Raw genomic sequence first — 20,969 nt, forward strand, 5'->3', positions numbered from 1 at the left:
GAGTCGTGCGGCAAAGCCCCGGCCGTGTCAGGTACGGCCCGGGGTCTCACCGATCTTCGGCTCCGTCGGCCCCGAGTCCGGGCAGCGCAGCCGCGTGCGGGGGCCCGGATTCCATCGTGCGGCCCAACGGCGGTGCGGGGGCGGCGGGGTCGGCCAGCAGTACGGGGACCAGAATGTGCAGCGCGTCCACGGCCCGGTCGACCGCCTCCCGCACAGGTGCGCTGATCCCGGGCAGGACGTCCTCGTCGCCGCTCGGCAGGACACCGGGCTCGCAGGCCAGGACGAGGACCCTGGGCAGCGGCTCGTCGCCCAGGTGTGCGGCCAGGGCCAGCACCTTCTGCGGGTCCATGCCGTGCGCCTCGGGCACCGCGTCGTCGTCGGGCGGTTCCGCCTCGACCAGGGTGAGGGTGCCGGGGCTGTGTCCGCGCGGGGCTGCGTCGACCAGGACGGCGGTGGCGCAGCCGTCCAGCAGCGCGTAGGCGAGGTCCATGCCGCGGATGCCGAAGTCCCGCACCTGCGCCTCGGGCGGCAGCGGGCGCCGGTCGAGGGCGCGGATGACCTCGGGGCCGAACGCGTCGTCGCCGAGGAAGATGTTGCCGACGCCCGCGACGAGCAGCGGAGACCGTGCGGGGCTCACCTGACGGCTCCGACGGCCGGTGCCAGGGGGCGGGCGTCGCCGGTGGGCTGCTTGCGGACGAAGGCCGAGCGCAGGGCGTGGTACGGGGCCGTGGGGTCGAAGAAGATGGCGTACATCCGGGCGAGTTCGTCCCGCCGGTGGTCCGCGAGCGGCCGTACCTGCTCGTCCGCGTGGCGTGCCGCGGCCTTGGCGGCGATGCGCCGCCCGAGGTCCGGGGCCGCTGCGAGGGCGGCGGCCAGTCGCTCGACCTCGGCGGCGAACTCCCCCGGCCCGGTGGGCACGAGCCGGTCCGCCAGTCCGAGCCGTGCGGCCGACGCGGCGCTCAGCGGCAGGGCCTCCTCGGTCAGCCGGTGGGCGGTGTCGGCCCCGGCACGGCGCGGCAGCGAGTACGTCCAGAACTCGGATCCGTACAGGCCCATCCGCCGGTAGTGCGGGTTGAGGACGGTACCGGTACGGCACCAGACCTGGTCGGCGGCGAGGGCGAGCATGGCGCCGCCGGCGGCCGCGTTGCCGGCGAGCGCGGCCACCACCAGCCGGTCGGTGGTGCGCAGCACGGCCTCCACGAGGTCGTCCATGGCGGTGAGGTTGGTCCAGGACTCCTCGGCCGGGTCTGCGGAGGCCTCGATGACGTTCAGGTGGATGCCGTTGGAGAAGAAGTCGCGGGCGCCGCCGAGCACCAGGACGGAGGTGGGGCGGGCCTGCGCGTACCGGTAGGCCGCGAGCAGTCTGCGGCACTGGTCGGTGCTCATCGCTCCGCCCGGGAAGGAGAAGCCGAGGAAGCCGACCTCGCCGCGCTGCCGGTAGCGGATGTCGGTCCAGGTGCGGCGGCGCGGGGACAGTTCGACCGGAACGGTGGCCTCCGGGAGTTCGAGCGTGCCGGTGAGCGAGGCGAGCACGGAGGCGGCGGGGCGGCGGAAGGGCGCCGGGTCGCCCGAGTTCTTGCGCGGGCGCAGTTCCGGGATCCACACGGCGCCGTCCCGGGTGGCCCGGCAGACCGCGCCCGCCCGGGTCGCGAGGAGTTCGCCGGGGCGGCCGCGCAGCCGGTCCTCGGGGTGCCCGCCGTGCAGGAACACCTCGTGGCCGAGGAGTTCGTCCAGGACGCCGGGCTGCGAGTCGGCGCCGCGGAGCTTGCGCAGCACGGTCTCGGTGCTGTCGTGCGCCCAGTCGATCCGCCGCCGCTCCTGCCGGAAGGAGTCGCGCCACACGACGTGCACGGGGGCCTGGGAGGTGTCGGGGTCGCCGGTCTGCGGGCGCGGTTTGAACGAGGCGTCGGCGAACCTGCGTACGGCGAGCAGGACGGCGTCCACGGCGGCGTCGGAGGCCTCGTTGCGGTACAGGTCGCTCTTGCCGACGGACGGCACGGGGAACGGCTCCGCGGCCCAGATGTCCCCGGCGTCCATGGCCCCCTCGGCCTGGAGCACTGTCACGCCCCAGCGTGGCGCCCCGTCGGCGATGGCCCAGTCCAGCGCGGACGGGCCGCGGTCGCCGGGCGGCCCCGGATGCACGATGAGGCAGGTCCGCTCCCGCCAGACGTCCTCCGGCAGGGCCGTCTTCAGCATCGGCGCGACGACCAGGTCCGGGCGCAGTTCTTGTACGGCGGCACGGACCGGGTCCACGCCGTGCGTGGCGAGTACGACGTCCACGCGGTGTCCCAGGTCGGAGAGTTCGGCGTACAGCCGCTGGGAGAGGCTGTTGAACGCGCTGGCCACGAGCAAAATGTCCATGACACGGCATGTTCGTCCCTCTCGGGGGAGCCGTGAAGAACCCCTGCGGCGTTTCGTTCGCCGCGGCGGGGCCACTTCCTCCATCCGGATCGTGTTCGGTGCGGTCCCGGGGCTGCGCGGGCGCGGATGCGCGGGCCGTGCCCCGGCGGCACGATGGAAGGACGGGCCGGGCTCCCGACGGGCCCGCCCCCACGCTGGAAGTGATCCCATGGCGTGAGGAAGGAACCGGCCTCATGCATCACGACGAGATCATCGGAAAGGTGCAGGCGCTCGCCCAGCTGCCCGACCGGGGGACGGCAGAGCGGGCGACGCACGCCGTGGTGAGCACGCTCTCGGAACGGCTGCCGTCCGGGCTCGCCCGCCATGTGGCCGCTCAGCTGCCGCCGGACCTGGCGGCCGACATGCGGCTGGCGGCGGACACGTCGGGCGGAGCCGACTCGGGCACCGCGGGTGAGCGGTTCGGGCTGCCCGTCTTCGCCGGACGGATCGCCGACCGGGCCGGCACCGACGAGGACACGGCCCTGCGCGACGCCGCGGCCGTGCTGGAAGTGCTGGACGCCGCTCTGGCTCCGGAGCTGACCGAGCGGATCGCGGGGGCCCTGCCGGCGGACATCAGGGAGCTGCTGCCCGTGGAGCGCGCCCACGGGTTGTGAAGTCCTCGTTACCGCGCGTTGCGCCGCCCCCTGGTCCGGCCAGCCCTTACCGTTCTCTGAATGTGCCCGGCAGCCGGGATGCGGGTGCGAGGAGGAGGCGGGAGGCCTGGTGGGCGGTGCGGGTCGGCGGACGGGCGGCGGACGTCGCTCCGGTGCGGTGGTACTCGGCAGCCGGCCGGCGCACTCCGTGCGACTCCCGGCAATCGCCCGGTCCGAGCCGGACGGCCCGGCCGGCGGGCGCACGGTGCCATGGCTGCGGATCGCCGCGGCCTACGCCTGGCGCCTCATCCTCGTCGGCATCGTCGTCTACGGCGTCTTCACCATCCTCGGCCGCTTCCAGCTCATCGCCGTCGCCCTGTTTCTCGCCCTCGTCGTCACCTCGGTGCTGCGCCCCATCGTCGATTTCCTCGACCGCGTCCTGTCGAGGCCGGTGAGCGTCGCCCTCGCACTCGTCGGCAGCCTGCTCATCCTGCTCGGCCTGCTGGCGCTCGTGGGCAACGCGGTGGCGGGCGAGTCGGCCAGGCTGACCGGCGAGTTCCGGGGCGGCATCCACCGCATCGAACTGTGGCTCCAGCGTCCGCCGTTCCGGCTCAGCCCCGGCCGGTTCTCCGATCTGCAGCGCCAGGTGACCGACTACGTCTCCGCGCACCGGGCCAGCCTGCTCAGCAGCGCCCTGTCGGGGCTGGGCAGGGTGGTCGAGGTGGTCACGGGTGCCGCGCTCGCGCTGTTCGCCTCCGCCTTCTTCATGCATTCCGGCGAGCGCATGTGGCGCTGGGCGCGCGACCAGCTGCTGCCCGGCACCGCCCGGCCGGCCTGGGACCGGGCGGGGAGCGCCGCCTGGCGGACCTTCGCCGGGTACACGCGCGGGATCATCATCGTGGCGGCCACCAACGCCGTGCTCGTCGGCATCGCGCTGTTCGTGCTGCGGGTGCCGCTCGCGCTGCCGCTGACGCTGCTCGAGTTCTTCGCCGCGTTCGTGCCCCTGGTGGGCTCGCCGGTCGCGCTCGGCGTGGCCACGATCGTCGCCCTCGCCGGGCGCGGGCCGCTGACGGCCGCGGCGGTGCTCGTGCTCATCGTCGTCATCGGCCAGCTCGAAGGGCATGTGCTGCACCCGCTGGTGATGAGCTGGGCGGTCCGGCTGCACCCGCTCGTCGTCGCCGTGTCCGTCATCGCGGGCAGCATCGTCGCGGGGGTGATCGGAGCCGTCGTCGCCGTCCCGCTCATCTCGGTCGTCTGGGCGGTACTGCGCGCGGTGCGGGCGGTGCCGCCCTGACCACGGGCACGACAACTCCCCTCCGGCCCTGAGGAATCCCGCCGTCCGCGAGGGAGACGGCCGCTCACGGGCCGGAGCGCGTGAGCCCGCGTCGTGGTCGTCGTACGGCTCAGCGCAGGGCCGCCGCCACGAGGCCGTGGATCTCCGGCCCGGTCACGGTCCCACCGTTCACCAGCCGGTCGAAGACCAGCCCGTCCACGCAGTTCAGCAGGGTGACCGTACGTTCTGCGGCATCCGCCACGCCTTGCCCGGCCAGGAAGTCCTCCAAGGCCTGGCGCGCCGTGTTCTCGCGGGGCACGAGGATCTCGCGCAGCTCGGGCTGGTGCACGCTCTCGATGGCGCACGCGTACCGTGCGAGGGACCGCCGCCGCCCCTCCCCGGCGAGCCGCAGCGCGGTGAAGGCCAGGAGGCCCGCCGTCACTTCGGCGGCATCGCGGATCGCCGGTGTCCTGCTCCCGATCTCCTGCAGCTCGGCCTGGTCGAGTGCCACCAGGCGTCGGACCAGAGCGGTGAGCAGCGCCTGGCGGGTGCGGTAGTAGGCGGAGGTGGTGCCGGGCGGCAGGTTCGCCGCGCGGTCCACGGCGCGGTGCGTCAGTCCGCGCATGCCGGCGCCGGCGAGCACGCCGATGGCCGCGTCGGCGAGCAGGGTACGTCGATCGGTGGACACCCCCTCTTTCTACACCCCCGCCTCTACAGCCGTAGAAGGCCCGAGTACCCTCCTTCTACATCTGTAGAAGACCTGCGCACGGGGAGGGGACCGGCATGGGCGGTACCGCGGTGGTGGTCGGCGGCGGGATCGGGGGGCTGTCGGCGGCGATCGGCCTGCGCCGGATCGGCTGGGCGGTGACGGTCCTCGAACGTGCCGTCACCCCGGCCGACGCGGGTGCGGGCATTTCCCTGCACGCCAACGGACTGCGCGCACTGGACGCCCTCGGCGTCGGCGCGGCGGTGCGCGCGGCGGGCCGGCCGCAGTACAGCGGGGGCACCCGCACTCCCTCGGGCGGCCTGCTGGCACGCATGGACGGAGCGGCGCTCGCGCGCGAGCTGGGCACGCCGATCGTCGGCATCCCACGTGCCACCCTGCACCGCCTGCTGCGCGCGGCACTACCGCCGGAGTGCCTGCGCACGGGCGTCACCGTGCCCTCGCTCGACCGCTCGGCGGCCGACCGGATCGGAGTGCCGACCGAAGCGGGTGTCCTGGAAGCGGACCTGGTCGTCGCGGCGGACGGCGTGGGCAGCCGACTGCGCGGTCAGGTGTTCCCGGACCATCCCGGCCCCGCCCACAGCGGGTCGACGGTCCTGCGCGCCGTCACCGCGCTCCCGGTGGAGTTGAGCAGCGACTTCGAGCTGACCTGGGGACAGGGAACGGAGTTCGGCCACATCGCCTTCGCCGACGGGCGCGCCGAGTGGCACGCGGTGCTCAACTCCCCGCCCGGAGTGCGTCATACGGACCCGCTCGGCATGCTGCGCGACCGCTTCCGCGGCTGGCACGAACCGATACCGGCGCTCCTGGATGCGACCCGGCCCGAGGCCGTGCTGCACCACGACATCCACGAGCTGGTGACACCCCTGCCGGCGTTCGTCGCGGACCGCATCGCGTTCCTCGGCGACGCGGCCCACGCCATGACCCCGCACCTCGGCCAGGGCGCCTGCCAGGCCCTGGAGGACGCCGTCACACTGGCCGCGGCGCTGGCCGACGCGCCCACGGTCGCAGCGGCACTGGCCCGGTACGACGCCGAGCGCCGGCCCCGCGCACAGTCGGTCGCCCGCGCGGCCCGGCAGGCCGGCCGGATGGGCCAGCAGCTGTCCCGTCCCGCGGCCGTCGCCCTGCGCAACACGGCCCTGCGACTCGCCCCGTCCCGGGTGACGGTCCGGGCCATCCTGCGCCACGCCGACTGGACACCGCCGAACCTGGGGTGAGGCCTCCGCGCCGCAGGACACCAGGTCACACCGGGCCGTCGCCCGGCGGACAGCGGCCGGTCGGTGCCGTCAGCCGACGGTGGCGTCGGCGACGACCGCGTGGATGTCCGCCGTGGTCTGTGTGTCGGACTCGTCCGTGGTGACCCCGAGGAGGAAGGCGGTGCGTGCCCCGTCGACGGTCACCAGGGTCATCTCCAGACGGGCGAGGCCGTCCTGGCCGTTGCGGATCCGCAGGACGGCCGTGTGGGCGGGCCGGCCGTCCACCTCGGTCGGGTGCGACTCCTCCAGGGCGACCGGCCGGTCGGGGTAGAAGAACTCGGCGTTGGAGCGGGCTGCGCTCTCGGCCGCCCGGCGCAGCCCGTCGCGCGGTACGGCCTGCCCGGCCCGCCCGGCCAGTACGGTGCCGCCGCCCGAGGACGCCGCGCCGGACGTCCTGCTCATCGTCGAGGAGAAGGCGTCGATCAGGTCCTTGTCCTTGGCCGCGTCGTGCTTCCAGCCCTCCGGCACGGCGTAGGAGAGTCCGGCGCGCGTGTCGGTGACCCGGGGACGGCCCGCAAGCGGGTCGTTCTTCCCACCCTGGCTCCACCAGAGGGCGGCCACGGCGCACGCGGCGACGAGGACCAGCGCCACCGCGCCCACGAGCAGCCGACGGCGTGGCCGGGGCGGCGCGGGCTGCGGTGTGGACTGCGGCGCCCGGGCGGGGTACGGGAGCGGGGCGATCGGCGAGTGGTCGGGCGAGGGGCTTGTCATGCCCTCAGGCTTCATGATCTCCGCAGAGCAACGCCTGAGTCGTCGTACTCATCCGCCGTGCCTGGTTCGCCTACGTCTCCGGTGCCTCCCGCACCCCGAACACGGCGGGTCCCACCGTCAGGATCCCGTCGGTCAGCGGCCGGCAGCGCACTCCCCCGCCGCCGCGCAGCGCCCGCTGCGCTCCGGGCCCCAGCGTGGTGTCCATCCAGGCACAGGGCCGGGCAGCGCTGCGCACCTCCAGGTCCACGGGTCCGGTGCCGCAGTCGATGAACACCGTCGATCCGATGTACGCGTCGATGTCCACGCCGCGCAGCAGGACGTTACGACGTGTGCGCAGCAGGCCCGCCTCGCCCGGGCCCTGTTGCGGCAGCCGTTCCACGGCCATGAGGGTGACCGACGCGTTGCGGTGGGCGGGGTGGTTGAAGTACCGGTCCCCGACGATGCCCAGCCCCGCGCGGACTTCGGCGGTCTTCACCAGGTCGTCGGGCGGCAGCTCGGGCAGGCCGTCGCCCGGACGGCCCTCGAACCGGTGAGCGGGCGAGACCAGCAGCTGGACGATTTCCACAGGGGGCACGCTCCGAGCCTAATTCCTTGCTAGGCGCTGCCCGCCGTCCGGCCGCCGGCGAGGTCTGCCTTCAGCAGGAAACGGCCGCTCGCCCCGGCGGTCAGCAGGCCGGCCACCATGGCGACCAGGCTGAGGGCGGGTCCGGAGGTCCAGTCGACGTGCGGGGCGCGGGCCGACCGTACCGTGATCCCGGCGTAGCGGCCGACCGCAGGGGTGTGGCCACCGACGGTGAGCGCCGGTGGCAGAATCCTGCCCATCCGATGATCACCCCGGAGGACGCACGTGACCGTGGACCTGGCCGAGTTCGCCGAGCCGGACGCCGCACGCACGCCCGCTCCCGTGCCCGTCGACTGGGCGGCCGTGGAAAAGTGGCTGGGGAAGCGGCTACCCACCGACTACAAGCGGCTGGCCGACCGATACGGACCGATGGACTTCGGGGAGTTCCTCTGGATCCATGTGCCGTGCGTGCAGCCCGGCAGGTTCGACTACGGTGAGTGGCTGCAGGCCACGCAGCGCGAGGCCCGCATCGAGGCGCGTGAACTCCCGGCGGACGAGCGGCCGTTGCTGTACCCCGAACCGGACGGACTGCTCGCCTGGGGCTGCAGCCGGGGCTCCGACACGCTGTTCTGGGACACCTCGGTGTCCGACGACCCCGACGAGTGGACCGTGGTCGTCACCCACCAGGGGCCCGTGCCCGGCAGCGGACTGCTCCCCTGGCACCGGTACGACCTCACGCTCACCGAGTATCTCCGTCACACCGTCCGCGCCGGCTGGGAACTCCCCTCCCCACCGGGACCGTTGATGGGCCCCCTGCCCGGCACCTTCGCGCGCACCGCCTTCCTCGCCACCGCCGGACCGTGGACCCCGCCCGTCCCCGCCCCGCCCCGGCTCACCGAGGCGGAGCGCCACGTCGCCCTGGAGACCGGCACGGGACTGGACGCTCTGCGCCTGCTGACTCCGCCACCGGCCGAGGCACGGCTCGGCGACGGCACCTGGGAAGGGCTGTTCGAGCAGTTGGGCACGCGGTTGCCCGGGGAGTACGTGCGGCTGATGGAGACGTACGGCAGCGGCTGCTGGAGCGGTTGGCTGCGGTTCCCGGAGCCGCTGCGCACGACGGCACCGCGCTTCACCGCCTTCGTGGACGAGACGCTCGAGGCCTACGAGTCGCTGAAGTCCGGCCACCCGGAGTGGTATCCCCTCGCCACCTTTCCGGCGCCCGGCGGTTTCCTGCCTTTCGCCGACTCCATCGACGGCGACTACCTGGGCTGGCTCACCGAGGGCGACCGCCCCGACGACTGGCCGCTCGTCTTCTGGCCCCGGCACGCGGACCAGGGGCCGCCGCTGGAACAGGGCCTGATCGACACGCTGCTGGCCTGGCAGCGCGGGCGGCTCGGCACGGCCGGCCTGTGTGTCCTGGACGAGGACGACGACCCGGTCGAGTTCGCGGACTTCGAGACCTTCGACGAGGAGGAGGACGACTGAGCCCCGGCCGCCGGCGGGTCCTCCGCACCCGGCATCATGATCACCATGACTCCGATCACCGGCCTGGATCTGACCGGCTTCACCGAGCGTGAGCCCGGCGTGTGGACGGATGCGGCGGGACTCGTCCTGTCGGTCCACTTCTTTCCTCAAGTCCCGGATCTGCCCGCCCCGCTGCACGAGTTCGACCACCTGCGGACCGGGCTCGCGGCGGGCGTGGCACGGGCCGGCGGCGGGCTCATCGAGGCGGTGACCGGCACCGTGCACGGCGTCCCGGCGGTCCGTCAGCTGGTGAAGGTGCCCCGGCCGGGCGGGCCGCAGGGGCAGGTGTTCCTCGGCTCGTGGACCGTACCGAAGGGCGGCTGCAGCACCGTCCTGAAGGTGCAGGCCGCGGAGGGCGCGATGACCGGGATGCGCGAGGCCACGGTGATGGCCCAGGTGGGGCCCGAGGCCTACTTCCGTCCCCACCCGTACTCCGCCGGCGGTCGGTTCGGCGGACTGCCGTCTCACGTCGCCGACGACGAGCAGTGGGACACGCTCTTCCCCGACCACCCCCTCACCCGGGTGCGAGCCGCACTTCACCGCGTCACGCCGACGGTCACCCTCGACGAGCGCTTCCGGCAGCTGCCCCCGTTCGCGGGCCCCGTGCCGCCCTCGCGGCACGGGTAGCCCGCCCGGTGCGTCCCCCGTCCTCCAGGCCGGAGCGGATCGGTCGACTCCTCGGCCATGAAGGCACCTCCCGGCTCGCGCATGCGGTCGAACACTACGGCCTCCGCTCGGTGTCGAAGGCGACGAACCTCAGCTCCGAGGTGTAGCGCCGTCCCTCGTCGTCGGCGAGCCAGGTCTCTTCCGGGGTGGGCAGCATCTCGGTGATCGTGACGGTGCCGTCCGGGTCCTTGCGGGCGAGACGACGCAGGGCCTTGGCGAGGATGGTGACGTAGACGGGGCTGTCGAAGTCGACGTAGAACGGCCGGGATTCGGTCGGGGAGACGACGAACACGAAGCGGGGAAGGCCCAGTTCGGTGCGCCAGTGGCGAGCGCGGACGAAGCGGCGGGCCTCGTCCTTGTCGTCGGCGAACTCCGCCCGGGCGGCGGCCACCCGCCAGGTCTCCCGGGCGATCACCAGGCGGTCCACGCTCACCCGGGGCGAGTGGTCGTCCCTCTCCGGGAGAATCCGGAACAGGTCCATCGCCAAGGTCGTCAGGACGTGGGAGAAGACGTCCGTCGCAGGGAATGCCGAGCCGTCCGGGAGCCGGACGAGGAGTCCGCCGTCGCGCTCCTCCACGGTGGCGTCGGCACTGCGGACGGTGCGGGGCCTGGCCGGGTCCGCCGTGAAGTCGGCCAGTGCCACCTGATGATCCTCGGGCCGTACGAGGGTGTGGCGGATCCTGGCCGAGAGGCGGGAGCGGTGCTCCTTCGGGATCAGGGGCATGAGGCGCGGGCCGGGGTGGTCGCGGTCGGTGAGGCGGAGCAGTTCGTCCGGGTCGGGGTGCTGGTGGGTGAAGAGCGAGGCGCCCAACGTATTGGCGGCGACGTGGAGTTCACCGAGGACGAGGGTGAAGTCGCCGCGCGCGACCGACTCGGCGCCGTCGGCGGCCAGCATCACGTCCGGGCTGAGATAGCGGGCGGCCGTCCAGCCGCCGCTCGTCGTCCCGAACTCCTCCCCGACCCGGGCCTCGATGTCGGCCAGTCGTACGTCCACGCGGCGGGCCCCGGCCGGCACGGCGAGGACGCGCTGCCAGCGCTCGGCGAACTCCCGCTGGAGTTCGACGGCCGCGGTGCGCGCCGGGCCGTGTAGTACGGGCAGGCACGCGAACCAGAAGGACGCCAGGTCGACCGGACCCTCGGCGGCCAGCCGTGCGTACACCTGCTGCGCCTCGGCCGTCACCGTCTCGGCGAGGCGGGAGGTGAGCCAGCCGGCGCTGTCCATGAGGGGCCGCAGCGGGCGCAGGGCGTCGAGCACGGCCGGGCCGATGCGGACGGTGGCCGCCCGGCGTGTGTCGGAGTACACCAGCGCCCTGCACGGAGCGGTCGACGCGGACTTCTCGCGCACGGCGGGCGTGTCGGTCAGCTCCACGAACGTGCGCTCCAGGCCGGTCATGGCCTCGACCAGCTCGTCGACGTCCCGGGCCGCCGCGACGCGGGCGCGGCCCTCCTCCAGCCGGTCCAGGGCCGCGAGGCCCCGGCGGCGCGGCTCGGGTGCCCCGACGGACTCCAGCCAGGAGCGCAGGGCGCGGTCCGGATGGGTGTCGGCGGGCACCTCCAGCCGCCACACCACCCAGCGGCGGGCGACCAAGTCCTCCAGGACGGCGGGCACATCCGTGTCCGGCAGTTCGGCGGCGATGTGCCGGGCCGGGCGGGTGCCGTCGCAGCGGGCCAGGACGGCCGCGGCCTCGGCCGGCAGGGTCACCGGGCGCCGCCCCGGCACCCTGACCCGGCACTCGTCCCCATCCCCGTCCAGGGCGACGAAGGGCACGCGCCGGGGTGCGATCCACGCGCGCAGGGCGGGGTCGGCGTCCAGGGTCTTCGCCAGCGCGTCGATTCCCCAACTGGCCCAGTAGACGGTCGAGTCGGCGATCAGGCCGCGCCCGGTGTCGAGCGCGACGCCCGGTGCGCCCGGGTCCCAGCGGCCCCAGCCGACCGGGCCGAAGAAGCCGATGGTGTCGTTCTTCACGCAGAACCGCTGCCAGTAGTGGGCGACCAGCTCCTCCCGCTGCCTCGGCATGCTGCTACGGCTCTCGGCCGTCGGCGTCCAGCGCAGGAACGGTGCGATACCGGTGCGCAGCACGGTCGGGTTCTGCCAGGCGACCGCCTCCCGGAAGGCGGGGATGCGGGCGATGTTCTGCAGGACGTGGGCGGTCTCCACGGCGCCCTCGGCGAAGAGGTGGGCGAAGTCCGTCCAGCGGACACCGTCCAGGGCGTCACCGGCGGTGAACTTGTCGGCGGCCTCGGCCAGTCCGGGCGGGGCGAGGCGCAGCACACCGTCGGCGGGGAAGCCCGGTCCGCGCAGGGCGAACTGCTCCCACAGCCGCCAGCGGCCGAGGGACGGCACGAGGTCTTCGGTCATGGCAGGGCTCTCCTTGACGAACGCGGGTGGACTGTCCTGGCCTTCCTGGCCTTCCTGGCCTTCCTGGCCTTCCTGGCCTTCCTGGCCTTCCTGGCCTTCCTGGCCTTCCTGGCCGTGAGGGGTGCGACCCGGCGACCGCACCCCGGGGCCGTCAGGCGGCGCCGTAGTCCGTGTCCACGACCTCGGCAAGGTCGCGGGGCGTGGGGTAGGCGAAGACCAGGGAGACCGGGAGGTCCACGCCGAGTGCCTCCTGGAGCCGGCCGGTGATCTGGAAGGCGGTGAGCGAGTCGCCGCCCGCCTCGTAGAAGTCGGTGTCGGCGGTGAGGTCGGCGAGGGCCAGGACGTCCTGGAAGATGCCGACGAGCAGGTCGAGGGTGCTGGTGGCGGTGTTCGTGGTCATGACGTGTGCTCCTTCGGGTGAGGGTGGGTGAGGTGCAGGTCGTGCAGGCGGGCGGGCGTGTTGCCGCCGGAGACGACGGCCACGGCGCGTTCGCGGCGGCCGGCGCGCAGGGCACCGGCCAGGGCCACCGCCCCGCTGGGTTCGGCGTCGATGCCGTACCGGCGCAGCAGGGCCGCGGCGGCGAGGATCTCCGCGTCGCCGACGGCGATCAGGTCGTCGACGCGGTCTCGGATGATCGGATAGGGAACGGATCCGGGGCGCTGTCCGCGCAGCCCGTCCGCCACGGTGGCGCTGGGTGCCAGCTGGACCGGATGGCCCGCGGCCAGGGAACGGGCGTAGCGAGGGGTGGCCGCGGGCTCGACACCGACCACACGCACCGGGTGGCCGGCGGCGGCGAGGCAGACTCCCGCGAGGAGTCCGCCGCCGCCCGTCGGGACGTAGACCGTCCGGGTGTCGGGGGCGTCGGCGAGCACTTCCGCGCCGACCGTGCCCTGTCCGGCGACGACCAGCGGATGGTCGGAGGAGGGGACGAGGACGGCATCCTGCTCGCCGGCCAGGGCGCGGGCGCGTTCCTCCCGCTCGGCCACCCCGCCGCCCACCCGCACGGTCTGGGCACCCAGGGCCCGGATGGCGGCGGCCTTCGCGGGAGCCGCGCCCGCCGCCAGGACCACCGTCAGCCGGATGCCGAGCGTGCGGGCGAGCCTGGCCAGCGCGATGCCGTGGTTGCCGGAGGATCCGGTGACGACCCGGTCGGCGCCCAGCGCGAGAACGGCGTTGGCGGCGCCGCGCACCTTGAACGAGCCGGCGGGCTGGAGGTGTTCGGCCTTCAGCAGCAGACGCGGGCCGTCCACCGCCGTCGCCGGGCCGGGCAGCAAGGGGGTGCGGAGGACGTACGGGGCGATGCGCTCGGCGGCGGCACGCAGGTCGGCGGGGCCGAGGGGTGGAGTGGCCGGGCCGGAGGGCCCGGCGGGGAGGGCGGAGGGCCGGGCGGGGAGGGCGGAGGGCCGGGCGGGGAGGGCGGAGGGCCGGGCGGGGAGGGCGGAGGGCCGGGCGGGGAGGGCGGAACCCACCTCGGCCGATGCCGGGCGGCGGACGGCCTCCCCCTGGCGCAGGTCGGTGGCGGTCATCGGGCGCTCCCGACTCGCCCGGCGCTCCCGGCTCGCTCGGCTGTCCCGACTGGCCCCGCACTCCCCGCGTTCCCGGCACTCCCTGCATTTCCCGCTCTCCTGCCCCTCCCCGCGTCGGCAAGGAACCTGCGGTCCGCCTTACCGCCTCGTGTGGTGGGCAGCGTGTCGAGTCGTGCGAAGCGGCGGGGCATCAGGTGCGGCGGCAGCAGACGGGCGAGATGGGCGCGCAGCGCGGTGTCCGTGGTGCCGGTCAGCTCACCCGTGACATGGGCGAGGAGATACGCGCGGCCCCGGTCGTCGGAGTGGGGCGTGACCACGGCTCCGGTGACCGCCGGGTGGGCCAGCAGCGCGCCCTCGATCTCGGCCGGGTCGACGCGGTAGCCGCGTATCTTCACCTGCCGGTCGGTGCGGCCGGCGTAGTGCAGGCCCTCGGGTCCCCACCGACCCAGGTCGCCGGTGCGGTAGAGGCGGGCGCCGGGCGGACCGTAGGGGTCGGGCACGAAGCACTCCGCCGTCCGGCCCGGCCGCCCGCCGTAGCCACGGGCCAGGCCCGCTCCGCCGATGTACACCTCGCCCACCGCTCCGTCGGCAACGGGCGCCAGGCCCGCGTCCAGGATCCGGATCACGGCTCCGGCGCGGGGCGTACCCACCGGGTCGGCGGACGGGTCGGGCCGGGCGGGAACGGCGTACCGGGTGGTCGTCATCGTGCACTCGGTCGGGCCGTACTGGTTGACCAGCGTGCCGGGCACGAGGGAGCGGCCGCCCGCGGCGAGGAAGGGCCGCAGCGACTCCCCGCTGGACGCCACCAGGCCGACGCCCGCCAGCGGTTCGCCCGGCCCCTGCTGCCCCAGCAGATGGGACAGGAAGGAAGGGGTGGTGCTCAGCACGGCGGTGATGCCGTTCTCGCGGACGGTGCGGACGAACTCCTCGGGGCGCAGCAGCCGGGCCCGGTCCACGATCACCAGGCGGGCGCCGGCGAGCAGCGGGACGAAGGTGTCCCGGATCGAGGCGTCGTACCCGAGGGGTGCCGTCTGCAGGGCCACCGTGTCCTCGCCGAGGCCGAACGCGGAGGCCGTGTCGCGCAAGTAGGCGTCGAGACCTCGGTGTTCGACCAGGACGGCACTCGGCTCCCCGGTGCTGCCCGAGGTGTGGCTGACGTAGGCGAGGGCGCGGGGGTCGACGGGACCGGGCGGTGTGTGGTGCGGGGTCACCGGGTGCGGCTGGTCGAGGAGGACGGTCGGCATCCGCAGGCCCAGGGCGGGGGCCAGGCCGGAGGTGGTCAGCAGCAGGGTGGCGTCCGCGCTGCGGGTGAACGCGGCCAGCCGATCGCGTGGTTGACCCACGTCGAGCGTCAGGAAGGCCGCCCCGCAGCGCAGGACCGCTGCCATGGCCGCCACCGCCCGGGTGCCGTGCCCGACGGCCACGGCGCACACCGTTTCCGGGCCGACGCCGTGGGCCCGCAGGATCCGGGCCGTCTCCTCGATGTGCCGGGCGAGTCGGGCGTAGGGCACGTCACCGGACGGCGTGGTGAGCGCGATCCGCCGCGGGTGACGCCGGGCATGGGCGTCGATGTCGTCGGCTACGGTGCGCATCACGCCTCCCCGGTGCCGACGACGGTCTGGTCGACTGCCACGAACCGGAGTTCGGAGGTGTAGCGGCGGCCCTCGTCGTCGGTGAGCCAGGCCTGTTCCGGGGTGGGCAGCATCTCGCTGACCTTGAGCCGGGCCCCGGGGTCCTTGCGGGCGAGCCTGCGGGCCGCCTTGGCGAGGATGGTGACGTATACGGGGCTGTCGAAGTCGACGTAGAACGGGCGGGGTTCGGTCGGGGAGACGACGAAGACGAACCGGGGCAGGTCATGTCGGCGCTGCCAGTGGCGGGCGCGGACGAAGCGGGCGGCCTCCGCCTTCTCGTCGGCGAAGTCCACTCCGGCTACGGGGAGTTGCCAGGTCTCGCGGGCCATGGTCATGCGGTCGACGGTGATGCGCGGGGTGTGCTCGCCCTCCGGGCGCAGGGTGAAGCGGTCCATGACGCGCTGGGTGAGCGTGTTGGCGTACACGTCGAGGAGGTCGTACGCCGTGCCGTCGGGCAGGACGGCGGTGAGCCGGCCGGCCCGGTCCTCGACGGTGACGTCCGCGCCGAGCACGGTGCGGGGCCGGTGCGGGTCACCGGTCTGGTCGACGAGGGCGACGTAGTGGTCCTCGGGCCGGTCCAGGGCGGGGCGGCTGCGCGAGGACCACTTCAGGGGCAGTTCCTTCGGCAGCATGGGCAGCAGGCGCGGGCCGGGGAAGTCGCGGCTGGTCTCGGCGAGGAGCGCCTCCCGGTCGGGGTGCTGGTGGACGAACAGGGAGGCGCCCATCGTGTTCAGCGCGCAGTGCATCTCCCCCAGGACCAGTTCGGTGTCGCCGCGCGCGAGGGCCTCGTCGTCCTCGGCCATCACCAGGACGTCGGGGCTGATGTACCGGGCCAGCGACCAGCCGTCGCCCGGTTCGTCGAACTCCCGCCGCACCCGCTCGGCCAGCTCCGCCGTGGACAGCCGGACCCGGCGCGCCCCCGGCGGCAGATCGAGGATCCTCGCCCACTTGGCGCGCAGTTCGGCCTGAGCGGTGTCGATGAGGTCGCCGGCGTCCGGATGCGGGGAGGGCAGGGTGTGCAGCCACAGGGAACCGAGGTCCACGGGCGCGCCGTCGGCGTGCAGCCGGTCGTGGACGGTGCGCAGGCGGGTCCGGATGGCTTCGGCGAAGCGGTTGGTCATCCAGCGGGCGGCGGTCAGGCACAGCTGGAGCGGCTCCAGCTGGGCGAGGAGTCCGGCGCCGGCGGTGGCGGTCGCCGCCCGGCGGGCGTCGGAGTACACCAGCCCCCGGCAGGGCGCGGTGCGTTCGCCCTTGGCCCGCTGGGCCTCGCTGTCGGTGAGCGCGGCGAAGTCGGCTTCCAGGGCGCCGACCGCCGCGGTCAGCGCGGTGGCGTCGGCACCGGCGTCCCGTACGGCGTCCCGCCCCCGTTCCAGCACGGTGAGCTTGGCGAGCGCCCGGTCGCGGGCCGCCTCGTCGGGTACCCGCTCCAGGATGCGGCGCAGGGCGCGGTCGGGGTGGGTGGCGGCGGGGACCTCCAGCTTCCAGTGCACCCAGCGGCGGGAGACCAGTTCGCCCACGATCCGGGCCGCCTCACCCGGCTCGATGCCCAGGGCGCCGGCGATCGCGTCCGGGTGGCGGGTGCCGTCGCACAGTTCCAGCACGGCCAGCTCGGCGGCGCCGATCTGCTGGGCCGGCCGCCCCGGCACCCGCACCGCGCCGTCCGCGCCGCGCACGAAGGACACCCGGCGGGGCGGCATCCAGCGCATCAGGTCCCGGTCCTCGGCCAGCACCTTCGCAAGGGCGTCGATCGCCCAGCCGGAGAAGTACACCTCCGACGCGGCGAGGAAGCCCTGTCCGGGGTCGACGGCGACGGCCTGCGGGGTGGACAGGTCCCAGCGGCCCCAGCCGACCGGGCCGAAGAAGCCGATGGTGTCGTTCTTCACGCAGAACCTCTGCCAGTAGTGCGCGACCAGCTCCTCCCGCTGCCGCGGCATGCTGCTACGGCTCTCGGCCGTCGGCGTCCAGCGCAGGAACGGGGCGATACCGGTACGCAGGACGGCCGGGTTCTGCCAGGCCAGGGCCGTCTGGAAGCGCGGCTGGGCGGCGATCTCCTGCAGGTGGCGGGCGGTGCGTACGGCAGCCTCGGCGACGTCCTGGGCGAACGCCTGCCACTCGGTGCCGGACAGCTCCGTGTCGGGGCCGAACTTGTCGGCGGCCTCGGCCAGTCCGGGCGGGGCGAGGCGCAGGACGCCGTCGGCGGGGAAGCCCGGGCCTCGCAGCGCGAACTGTTCCCACAGCCGCCAGCCTCCGCCCGGCAGCAGGACAGGTGCGTGCTCGTCCGACATCGCGTGGCTCCTTCCGGAAAGGGGGTGCGCGGGAATCGCGTGGCTCGGCCGGGCGGCAGGCGCCGCCGGGGGTGTTCCGGGTACCGGGCTCCCCGCGACCGGTCAGCACCGTCCCGCGGTACGGCCACCCGCCACCAGAGAAGATCCGGCAGCAACGCGCGCCACCGGATCGGCGCGTTCGTCCCTGCCCGGGGTGCGCGGCCGCGGGCACGCTGACCTCGTCGGCCCCTGACCTGCGGCCGGCCCATCATCTGCGGGAGGTTCACCGTGACGCACGACAACCTGGCGACCGGTACGGGCGGCGAGGAGGCCGGGCCGGACAGCGACGACGTGTACCTCGTGGTGCGCAACGACGAGGAGCAGTACTCGATCTGGCGCGCGGACCGCGAACTGCCCGCGGGCTGGTACCCGGAGGGCCGGCGGGGCGGCCGGCAGGAGTGCCTGGACCACATCGACGTGATCTGGACGGACATGCGCCCGCTCAGCCTGCGCCGCCGGCTGGCCGGGGCTGATGTCTGAGCGCCTCCCGGGTCCGCTCCTGACCCGCCCCGCCAACGCCCCGCCGCCGGGCCGGCTCTGCCCCGCCGTGCTGGACCTGTCGGGTCTGCGGCGCCAGGCGTACGTGCCTCGGTCCCGGACGCTGGACGGGCCGTTGGAGCTGTACCAGGCTCAGGTCGGTGCCCTGGACGAACACGCGCTGCGCTGTGCGCAGGAGCTGCTGGACGCGGAGGAGCGGGCGCGTGCCCGCGCGTTCCGGCACGCCCGGGACCGGGACGCCTACGTGGTGGCGCACGCGGCGCTGCGCAATGTCCTGAGCGTGTTGCTGGGCATACGGGCCGATACGCTGCCGCTGGTGCGCGAACCGTGCGCGGGCTGCGGCGGACCGCACGGCCGGCCGGCGCTGCGGACGCCGGGGGTGCACTTCTCCCTGTCGCACAGCGGGGGTCTGGTGCTGGTGGCGCTGGCCGCCGCTCCGGTCGGCGTCGACGTGGAGGGGCTGGCCACGGCGCAGGCGGTGCTGAGCGCCCAGTCCGCGCTGCACGTGGCGGAGCGGGACGAGCTGGCCCTGCTGCCCGCGCACGAGCGTCCGGCGGCGTTCACCCGGGCCTGGGTCCGCAAGGAGGCCTATCTGAAGGGGCTGGGCACGGGCTTGGTGCGCGATCCCGCGCTGGACTACGTCGGTACCGGACCGCTGCCGGTCGCACCGGCGGCGGACTGGACCCTGCGGGACGTCCTCGTGCCGGCCGGGTACGCGGCCGCCGTGGCCCTGCGCAGTCCGTAGGAGAAGCTCACCGGAGGGGAGCAGTGGGGGCCGGTCCGACGACCGGCCCCCACTGGGCTGTTCGAGCGCGACACCCGAACCTCGTGATGTTCACCTCCACGATTCCTCCATGTCTGCCCCGGAGTCACCGCGATACGATCACGCACGTGACGGCACCCGAACCGACCATCCTCGCCACCTCGGGAGGGCACCGCGTCGGCGGGCGCACCCGGGTGCTCTTCGACGCCCTGGTCCACCACGCGGTCGATCTCTCCGGCGTGCACGGCAGGCGCCCGCGGATCCTGTACGTCGGCACGGCCACGGGGGACGCGGAACACGTCACGGCGCGGGTGTCCGAGGCGGCCCGGGTGGCGGGCTTCGACCTCACGCCGCTGCAGCTGTTCCCCATGCCGAACGTCGACGACGTCGAGGACACCGTCCTCGGCCATGACGTGGTCTGGGTGATGGGCGGCTCGGTGGCCAACCTGCTCGCCGTGTGGCGGGTGCACGGCCTGGACACCGTGATGCGCCGCGCCTGGCGTGCGGGCGTGGTGCTCGCCGGGGTGAGCGCGGGCTCCATCTGCTGGTTCCGGGGCGGCGCGACGGACTCCTACGGGCCCGAGCTGCGTCCGGTCACCGACGCCCTCGGCCTGCTGCCGTACGGCAACGGCGTGCACTACGACTCCGACGAGGGCCGGCGCCCGCTGATCCACCGCCTCGTCGCGGACGGCACCCTGCCGGCCTCCCACTGCACCGACGACGGGGTGGGGCTGGTCTACCGGGGAACCGAGCTGGTCGAGGCCGTGACGGAACTGCCGGGCAAGGGCGCCTATCTGGTCTCCCGGCAGGGCGATCGGGCGGTCGAGGAGCGCATCGAGCCGCGGCTGCTGCCGACGCCGTCGTTCTGAGGCGCCTTCGGGGCGTCGGCAGGCCGGCGGCACGGCATCAGATGAGGCCGTGGCGTACCGCGTGGGCCACCGCGTGGGCGCGGTTGCGGGCCTGGAGGCGGGACATGACCTCGTAGATGACGTTCTTGACGGTGTGTTCGGAGCAGGACAGCAGCCGGGCGATGTCCGCGTTGGCGTTCCCCTCGGCCATCAGGCGCAGCACGGAGGTCTGCCGGGCCGTCAGGGCGGGATTCGCCCCGGTCGGCGCCGGCGCGCCGGGCTGCGGACCGTTGGTGAGGACCTGGGACAGCACCGGGTAGGGGATGCTCCGGTACGGGTGGCCGGTGCTGCGGAGGGCTGCCGTCAGGGTGTCCTCGGTGAGGTCCGCGGCCCTGAGCACGACCGCTCCGGCGCGCAGGGCCAGCATCAGGCCCCTGCGCGTGACGTTGTCGCAGACGAGCAGCAGCGGTCCGGGGTCACGGACTCCCCGCAGCGCCTGCTCGGCATCGTCGGCGACGATCACCGTGGGGGCGGGGGAATCGGGGCCGGGCGTCTGGTGCAGGCCGGCGCGGCGGGCGAGGGTGCGGACGCGGTCCGCGTGGCGCGGCGACAGGACGCGCATGCGGAGCGCACCGCCGGTGGCGGGGGCGGTCAAGGCAGTCGTCACAGCAGGCCCGCCCTCAGTGCGTAGGCGACCGCGTGGGCGCGGTTGCGCAGCCGGAAGCGCTGGGTGATGTCGTGGACGACCGTGGTCACCGTGCGCGGGGAGTAGGCGAGGCGCTGGGCGATCTCCGCCGTCTCGTGGCCGTCGGCGACGAGTTGCAGGACCGAGCGCTCGCGCTCCGAAAGGGCGCTGCCCGCCCAGCCACCCGTGGCGTGCCGGGCCGAGCCCGGCCTGTCGAGGACCTGTTCGAGCAGATCGGGGGGCAGGGTGCAGTCGTCCCGGGCGGCGGCCAGCACCGCGTGGGCGAGGCGCGCGGAGTCGGCCTCCCGGCGCAGCAGCAGGCCGCGGGCGCCGGCGGCGAGGGCGTGCAGGGCGTCGCCGGAGGCGAGGGCGCCGGCCACCAGGACGACGGCCGGGCGGTTCGGGTGGGCGCGGGTCGTTCGCACCATGTCGAGTTCGGCGGGTCCGAGCCGGTCCACGGTCAGGACCGCGACCCGTGCGTCGCCGGGCTCGCACACGGCCAGCCCCGGGCACACGAGCAGGGAACTGCGGGTGCCGGCCTCCAGCACCGGGTCGAGGGCGACCACACCGACGGGTACGGGTGCTCCCATCTGCTCTCCTTGGAAGGTCGTCCGCCCGGTCGTCA

At 74.5% G+C, this 20,969-nt stretch carries 21 protein-coding genes; 8 read left to right on the top strand and 13 right to left on the bottom strand.

All coding sequences use genetic code 11. The annotated features are described in order from the left end of the window. Nucleotides 1–46: 46 nt before the first annotated feature. Nucleotides 47–637 carry a hydrogenase maturation protease gene (locus AC07DS_RS37605; protein ID WP_479152829.1) on the bottom strand — a complete coding sequence of 197 codons (591 nt, stop codon included), beginning with the start codon at nucleotides 635–637 and terminating at the stop codon, nucleotides 47–49. After that, complete coding sequence (locus AC07DS_RS37610) at nucleotides 634–2,361, bottom strand: enoyl-CoA hydratase-related protein (RefSeq protein WP_479152831.1); 1,728 nt, start codon at nucleotides 2,359–2,361, stop codon at nucleotides 634–636. The genes AC07DS_RS37605 and AC07DS_RS37610 overlap by 4 nt, the downstream gene beginning before the upstream one ends. Before the next feature lie 233 nt (nucleotides 2,362–2,594). Between AC07DS_RS37610 and AC07DS_RS37615 the strand changes: the two genes are divergently transcribed. Together AC07DS_RS37615 and AC07DS_RS37620 are read left to right on the top strand one after the other, a co-directional pair. Continuing rightward, nucleotides 2,595–3,014, top strand: coding sequence for a DUF2267 domain-containing protein (locus AC07DS_RS37615; RefSeq protein ID WP_479152833.1), 420 nt, complete (start codon nucleotides 2,595–2,597; stop codon nucleotides 3,012–3,014). Between the two features lie 106 nt (nucleotides 3,015–3,120). Beyond that, nucleotides 3,121–4,287: an AI-2E family transporter gene (locus tag AC07DS_RS37620; protein WP_479152891.1), complete on the top strand. Its 1,167-nt coding sequence runs from the start codon at nucleotides 3,121–3,123 to the stop codon at nucleotides 4,285–4,287. A gap of 109 nt (nucleotides 4,288–4,396) precedes the next feature. Here the strand turns inward: AC07DS_RS37620 and AC07DS_RS37625 are convergent, their stop codons facing one another. Further along, on the bottom strand, nucleotides 4,397–4,954 hold the full coding sequence (locus AC07DS_RS37625) for a TetR/AcrR family transcriptional regulator (RefSeq protein ID WP_479152835.1): 558 nt from the start codon (nucleotides 4,952–4,954) through the stop codon (nucleotides 4,397–4,399). Between the two features lie 95 nt (nucleotides 4,955–5,049). Between AC07DS_RS37625 and AC07DS_RS37630 the strand changes: the two genes are divergently transcribed. Beyond that, a complete protein-coding gene (locus tag AC07DS_RS37630; RefSeq protein WP_479152837.1) occupies nucleotides 5,050–6,207 on the top strand; it encodes an FAD-dependent monooxygenase in 1,158 nt (385 codons plus the stop codon). Between the two features lie 69 nt (nucleotides 6,208–6,276). Here AC07DS_RS37630 and AC07DS_RS37635 read toward each other — a convergent pair whose 3' ends face one another. The 3 genes from AC07DS_RS37635 to AC07DS_RS37645 form a co-directional block, all read right to left on the bottom strand. After that, nucleotides 6,277–6,957, bottom strand: coding sequence for a hypothetical protein (locus AC07DS_RS37635; protein ID WP_479152839.1), 681 nt, complete (start codon nucleotides 6,955–6,957; stop codon nucleotides 6,277–6,279). A 70-nt stretch (nucleotides 6,958–7,027) separates the two neighbouring features. Further along, nucleotides 7,028–7,531, bottom strand: coding sequence for a molybdenum cofactor biosysynthesis protein (locus AC07DS_RS37640; protein WP_479152841.1), 504 nt, complete (start codon nucleotides 7,529–7,531; stop codon nucleotides 7,028–7,030). 20 nt (nucleotides 7,532–7,551) lie between these two features. Continuing rightward, entirely contained in the window at nucleotides 7,552–7,779 is a 228-nt protein-coding gene (locus AC07DS_RS37645; RefSeq protein WP_479152843.1) for a hypothetical protein, read from the bottom strand. Between the two features lie 25 nt (nucleotides 7,780–7,804). Between AC07DS_RS37645 and AC07DS_RS37650 the strand changes: the two genes are divergently transcribed. Beyond that, entirely contained in the window at nucleotides 7,805–9,004 is a 1,200-nt protein-coding gene (locus AC07DS_RS37650; RefSeq protein ID WP_479152845.1) for an SMI1/KNR4 family protein, read from the top strand. A 45-nt stretch (nucleotides 9,005–9,049) separates the two neighbouring features. Continuing rightward, a complete protein-coding gene (locus AC07DS_RS37655) occupies nucleotides 9,050–9,670 on the top strand; it encodes a hypothetical protein (protein ID WP_479152847.1) in 621 nt (206 codons plus the stop codon). Nucleotides 9,671–9,764: 94 nt separating this feature from the next. On the opposite strand, the gene AC07DS_RS37660 is transcribed toward AC07DS_RS37655, so the two are convergent. The 5 genes from AC07DS_RS37660 to AC07DS_RS37680 all read right to left on the bottom strand — a co-directional run bounded on the left by AC07DS_RS37660 (nucleotide 9,765) and on the right by AC07DS_RS37680 (nucleotide 17,511). Then, nucleotides 9,765–12,068, bottom strand: coding sequence for a lantibiotic dehydratase (locus AC07DS_RS37660; RefSeq protein ID WP_479152849.1), 2,304 nt, complete (start codon nucleotides 12,066–12,068; stop codon nucleotides 9,765–9,767). Between the two features lie 151 nt (nucleotides 12,069–12,219). After that, nucleotides 12,220–12,468 (bottom strand): acyl carrier protein, encoded by a 249-nt coding sequence (locus tag AC07DS_RS37665; RefSeq protein WP_145884536.1) that lies wholly within the window; start codon nucleotides 12,466–12,468, stop codon nucleotides 12,220–12,222. Next, nucleotides 12,465–13,595, bottom strand: a complete 1,131-nt coding sequence (locus AC07DS_RS37670) for a threonine ammonia-lyase (RefSeq protein WP_479152851.1) — start codon at nucleotides 13,593–13,595, stop codon at nucleotides 12,465–12,467. Before AC07DS_RS37670 ends, AC07DS_RS37665 begins: the two co-directional genes overlap by 4 nt. Next, complete coding sequence (locus tag AC07DS_RS37675) at nucleotides 13,592–15,187, bottom strand: amino acid adenylation domain-containing protein (RefSeq protein ID WP_479152853.1); 1,596 nt, start codon at nucleotides 15,185–15,187, stop codon at nucleotides 13,592–13,594. The genes AC07DS_RS37670 and AC07DS_RS37675 overlap by 4 nt, the downstream gene beginning before the upstream one ends. After that, entirely contained in the window at nucleotides 15,187–17,511 is a 2,325-nt protein-coding gene (locus AC07DS_RS37680) for a lantibiotic dehydratase (RefSeq protein WP_479152855.1), read from the bottom strand. Before AC07DS_RS37680 ends, AC07DS_RS37675 begins: the two co-directional genes overlap by 1 nt. A 282-nt stretch (nucleotides 17,512–17,793) precedes the next feature. Here AC07DS_RS37680 and AC07DS_RS37685 point away from each other — a divergent pair, with 282 nt between their 5' ends. The 3 genes from AC07DS_RS37685 (at nucleotide 17,794) to AC07DS_RS37695 (ending at nucleotide 19,680) form a co-directional block, all read left to right on the top strand. Further along, the gene (locus tag AC07DS_RS37685; RefSeq protein WP_145884624.1) at nucleotides 17,794–18,030 is read left to right on the top strand and encodes an MbtH family protein; all 237 of its coding nucleotides are present in this window, start codon (nucleotides 17,794–17,796) and stop codon (nucleotides 18,028–18,030) included. Further along, nucleotides 18,023–18,793 (top strand): 4'-phosphopantetheinyl transferase family protein, encoded by a 771-nt coding sequence (locus tag AC07DS_RS37690; RefSeq protein ID WP_479152857.1) that lies wholly within the window; start codon nucleotides 18,023–18,025, stop codon nucleotides 18,791–18,793. Before AC07DS_RS37685 ends, AC07DS_RS37690 begins: the two co-directional genes overlap by 8 nt. 146 nt (nucleotides 18,794–18,939) lie before the next feature. Next, the gene (locus AC07DS_RS37695; RefSeq protein ID WP_479152859.1) at nucleotides 18,940–19,680 is read left to right on the top strand and encodes a Type 1 glutamine amidotransferase-like domain-containing protein; all 741 of its coding nucleotides are present in this window, start codon (nucleotides 18,940–18,942) and stop codon (nucleotides 19,678–19,680) included. Between the two features lie 37 nt (nucleotides 19,681–19,717). On the opposite strand, the gene AC07DS_RS37700 is transcribed toward AC07DS_RS37695, so the two are convergent. Continuing rightward, nucleotides 19,718–20,326 carry a response regulator transcription factor gene (locus tag AC07DS_RS37700; protein ID WP_479152861.1) on the bottom strand — a complete coding sequence of 203 codons (609 nt, stop codon included), beginning with the start codon at nucleotides 20,324–20,326 and terminating at the stop codon, nucleotides 19,718–19,720. Then, nucleotides 20,323–20,934 (bottom strand): helix-turn-helix transcriptional regulator, encoded by a 612-nt coding sequence (locus AC07DS_RS37705; protein ID WP_145884530.1) that lies wholly within the window; start codon nucleotides 20,932–20,934, stop codon nucleotides 20,323–20,325. The genes AC07DS_RS37700 and AC07DS_RS37705 overlap by 4 nt, the downstream gene beginning before the upstream one ends. Between the last annotated feature and the right edge of the window lie 35 nt (nucleotides 20,935–20,969).

The organism is Streptomyces sp. NPDC044064, from assembly GCF_056434245.1.

Coding starts and splice junctions, on each gene's coding strand:
- AC07DS_RS37680 (WP_479152855.1), bottom strand. CDS start 17,511: ATGTCGGACGAGCACGCACCTGTCCTGCTGCCGGGCGGAGGCTGGCGG.
- AC07DS_RS37655 (WP_479152847.1), top strand. CDS start 9,050: ATGACTCCGATCACCGGCCTGGATCTGACCGGCTTCACCGAGCGTGAG.
- AC07DS_RS37630 (WP_479152837.1), top strand. CDS start 5,050: ATGGGCGGTACCGCGGTGGTGGTCGGCGGCGGGATCGGGGGGCTGTCG.
- AC07DS_RS37635 (WP_479152839.1), bottom strand. CDS start 6,957: ATGACAAGCCCCTCGCCCGACCACTCGCCGATCGCCCCGCTCCCGTAC.
- AC07DS_RS37675 (WP_479152853.1), bottom strand. CDS start 15,187: ATGCGCACCGTAGCCGACGACATCGACGCCCATGCCCGGCGTCACCCG.
- AC07DS_RS37615 (WP_479152833.1), top strand. CDS start 2,595: ATGCATCACGACGAGATCATCGGAAAGGTGCAGGCGCTCGCCCAGCTG.
- AC07DS_RS37660 (WP_479152849.1), bottom strand. CDS start 12,068: ATGACCGAAGACCTCGTGCCGTCCCTCGGCCGCTGGCGGCTGTGGGAG.
- AC07DS_RS37610 (WP_479152831.1), bottom strand. CDS start 2,361: ATGGACATTTTGCTCGTGGCCAGCGCGTTCAACAGCCTCTCCCAGCGG.
- AC07DS_RS37690 (WP_479152857.1), top strand. CDS start 18,023: ATGTCTGAGCGCCTCCCGGGTCCGCTCCTGACCCGCCCCGCCAACGCC.
- AC07DS_RS37665 (WP_145884536.1), bottom strand. CDS start 12,468: ATGACCACGAACACCGCCACCAGCACCCTCGACCTGCTCGTCGGCATC.
- AC07DS_RS37670 (WP_479152851.1), bottom strand. CDS start 13,595: ATGACCGCCACCGACCTGCGCCAGGGGGAGGCCGTCCGCCGCCCGGCA.
- AC07DS_RS37645 (WP_479152843.1), bottom strand. CDS start 7,779: ATGGGCAGGATTCTGCCACCGGCGCTCACCGTCGGTGGCCACACCCCT.
- AC07DS_RS37705 (WP_145884530.1), bottom strand. CDS start 20,934: ATGGGAGCACCCGTACCCGTCGGTGTGGTCGCCCTCGACCCGGTGCTG.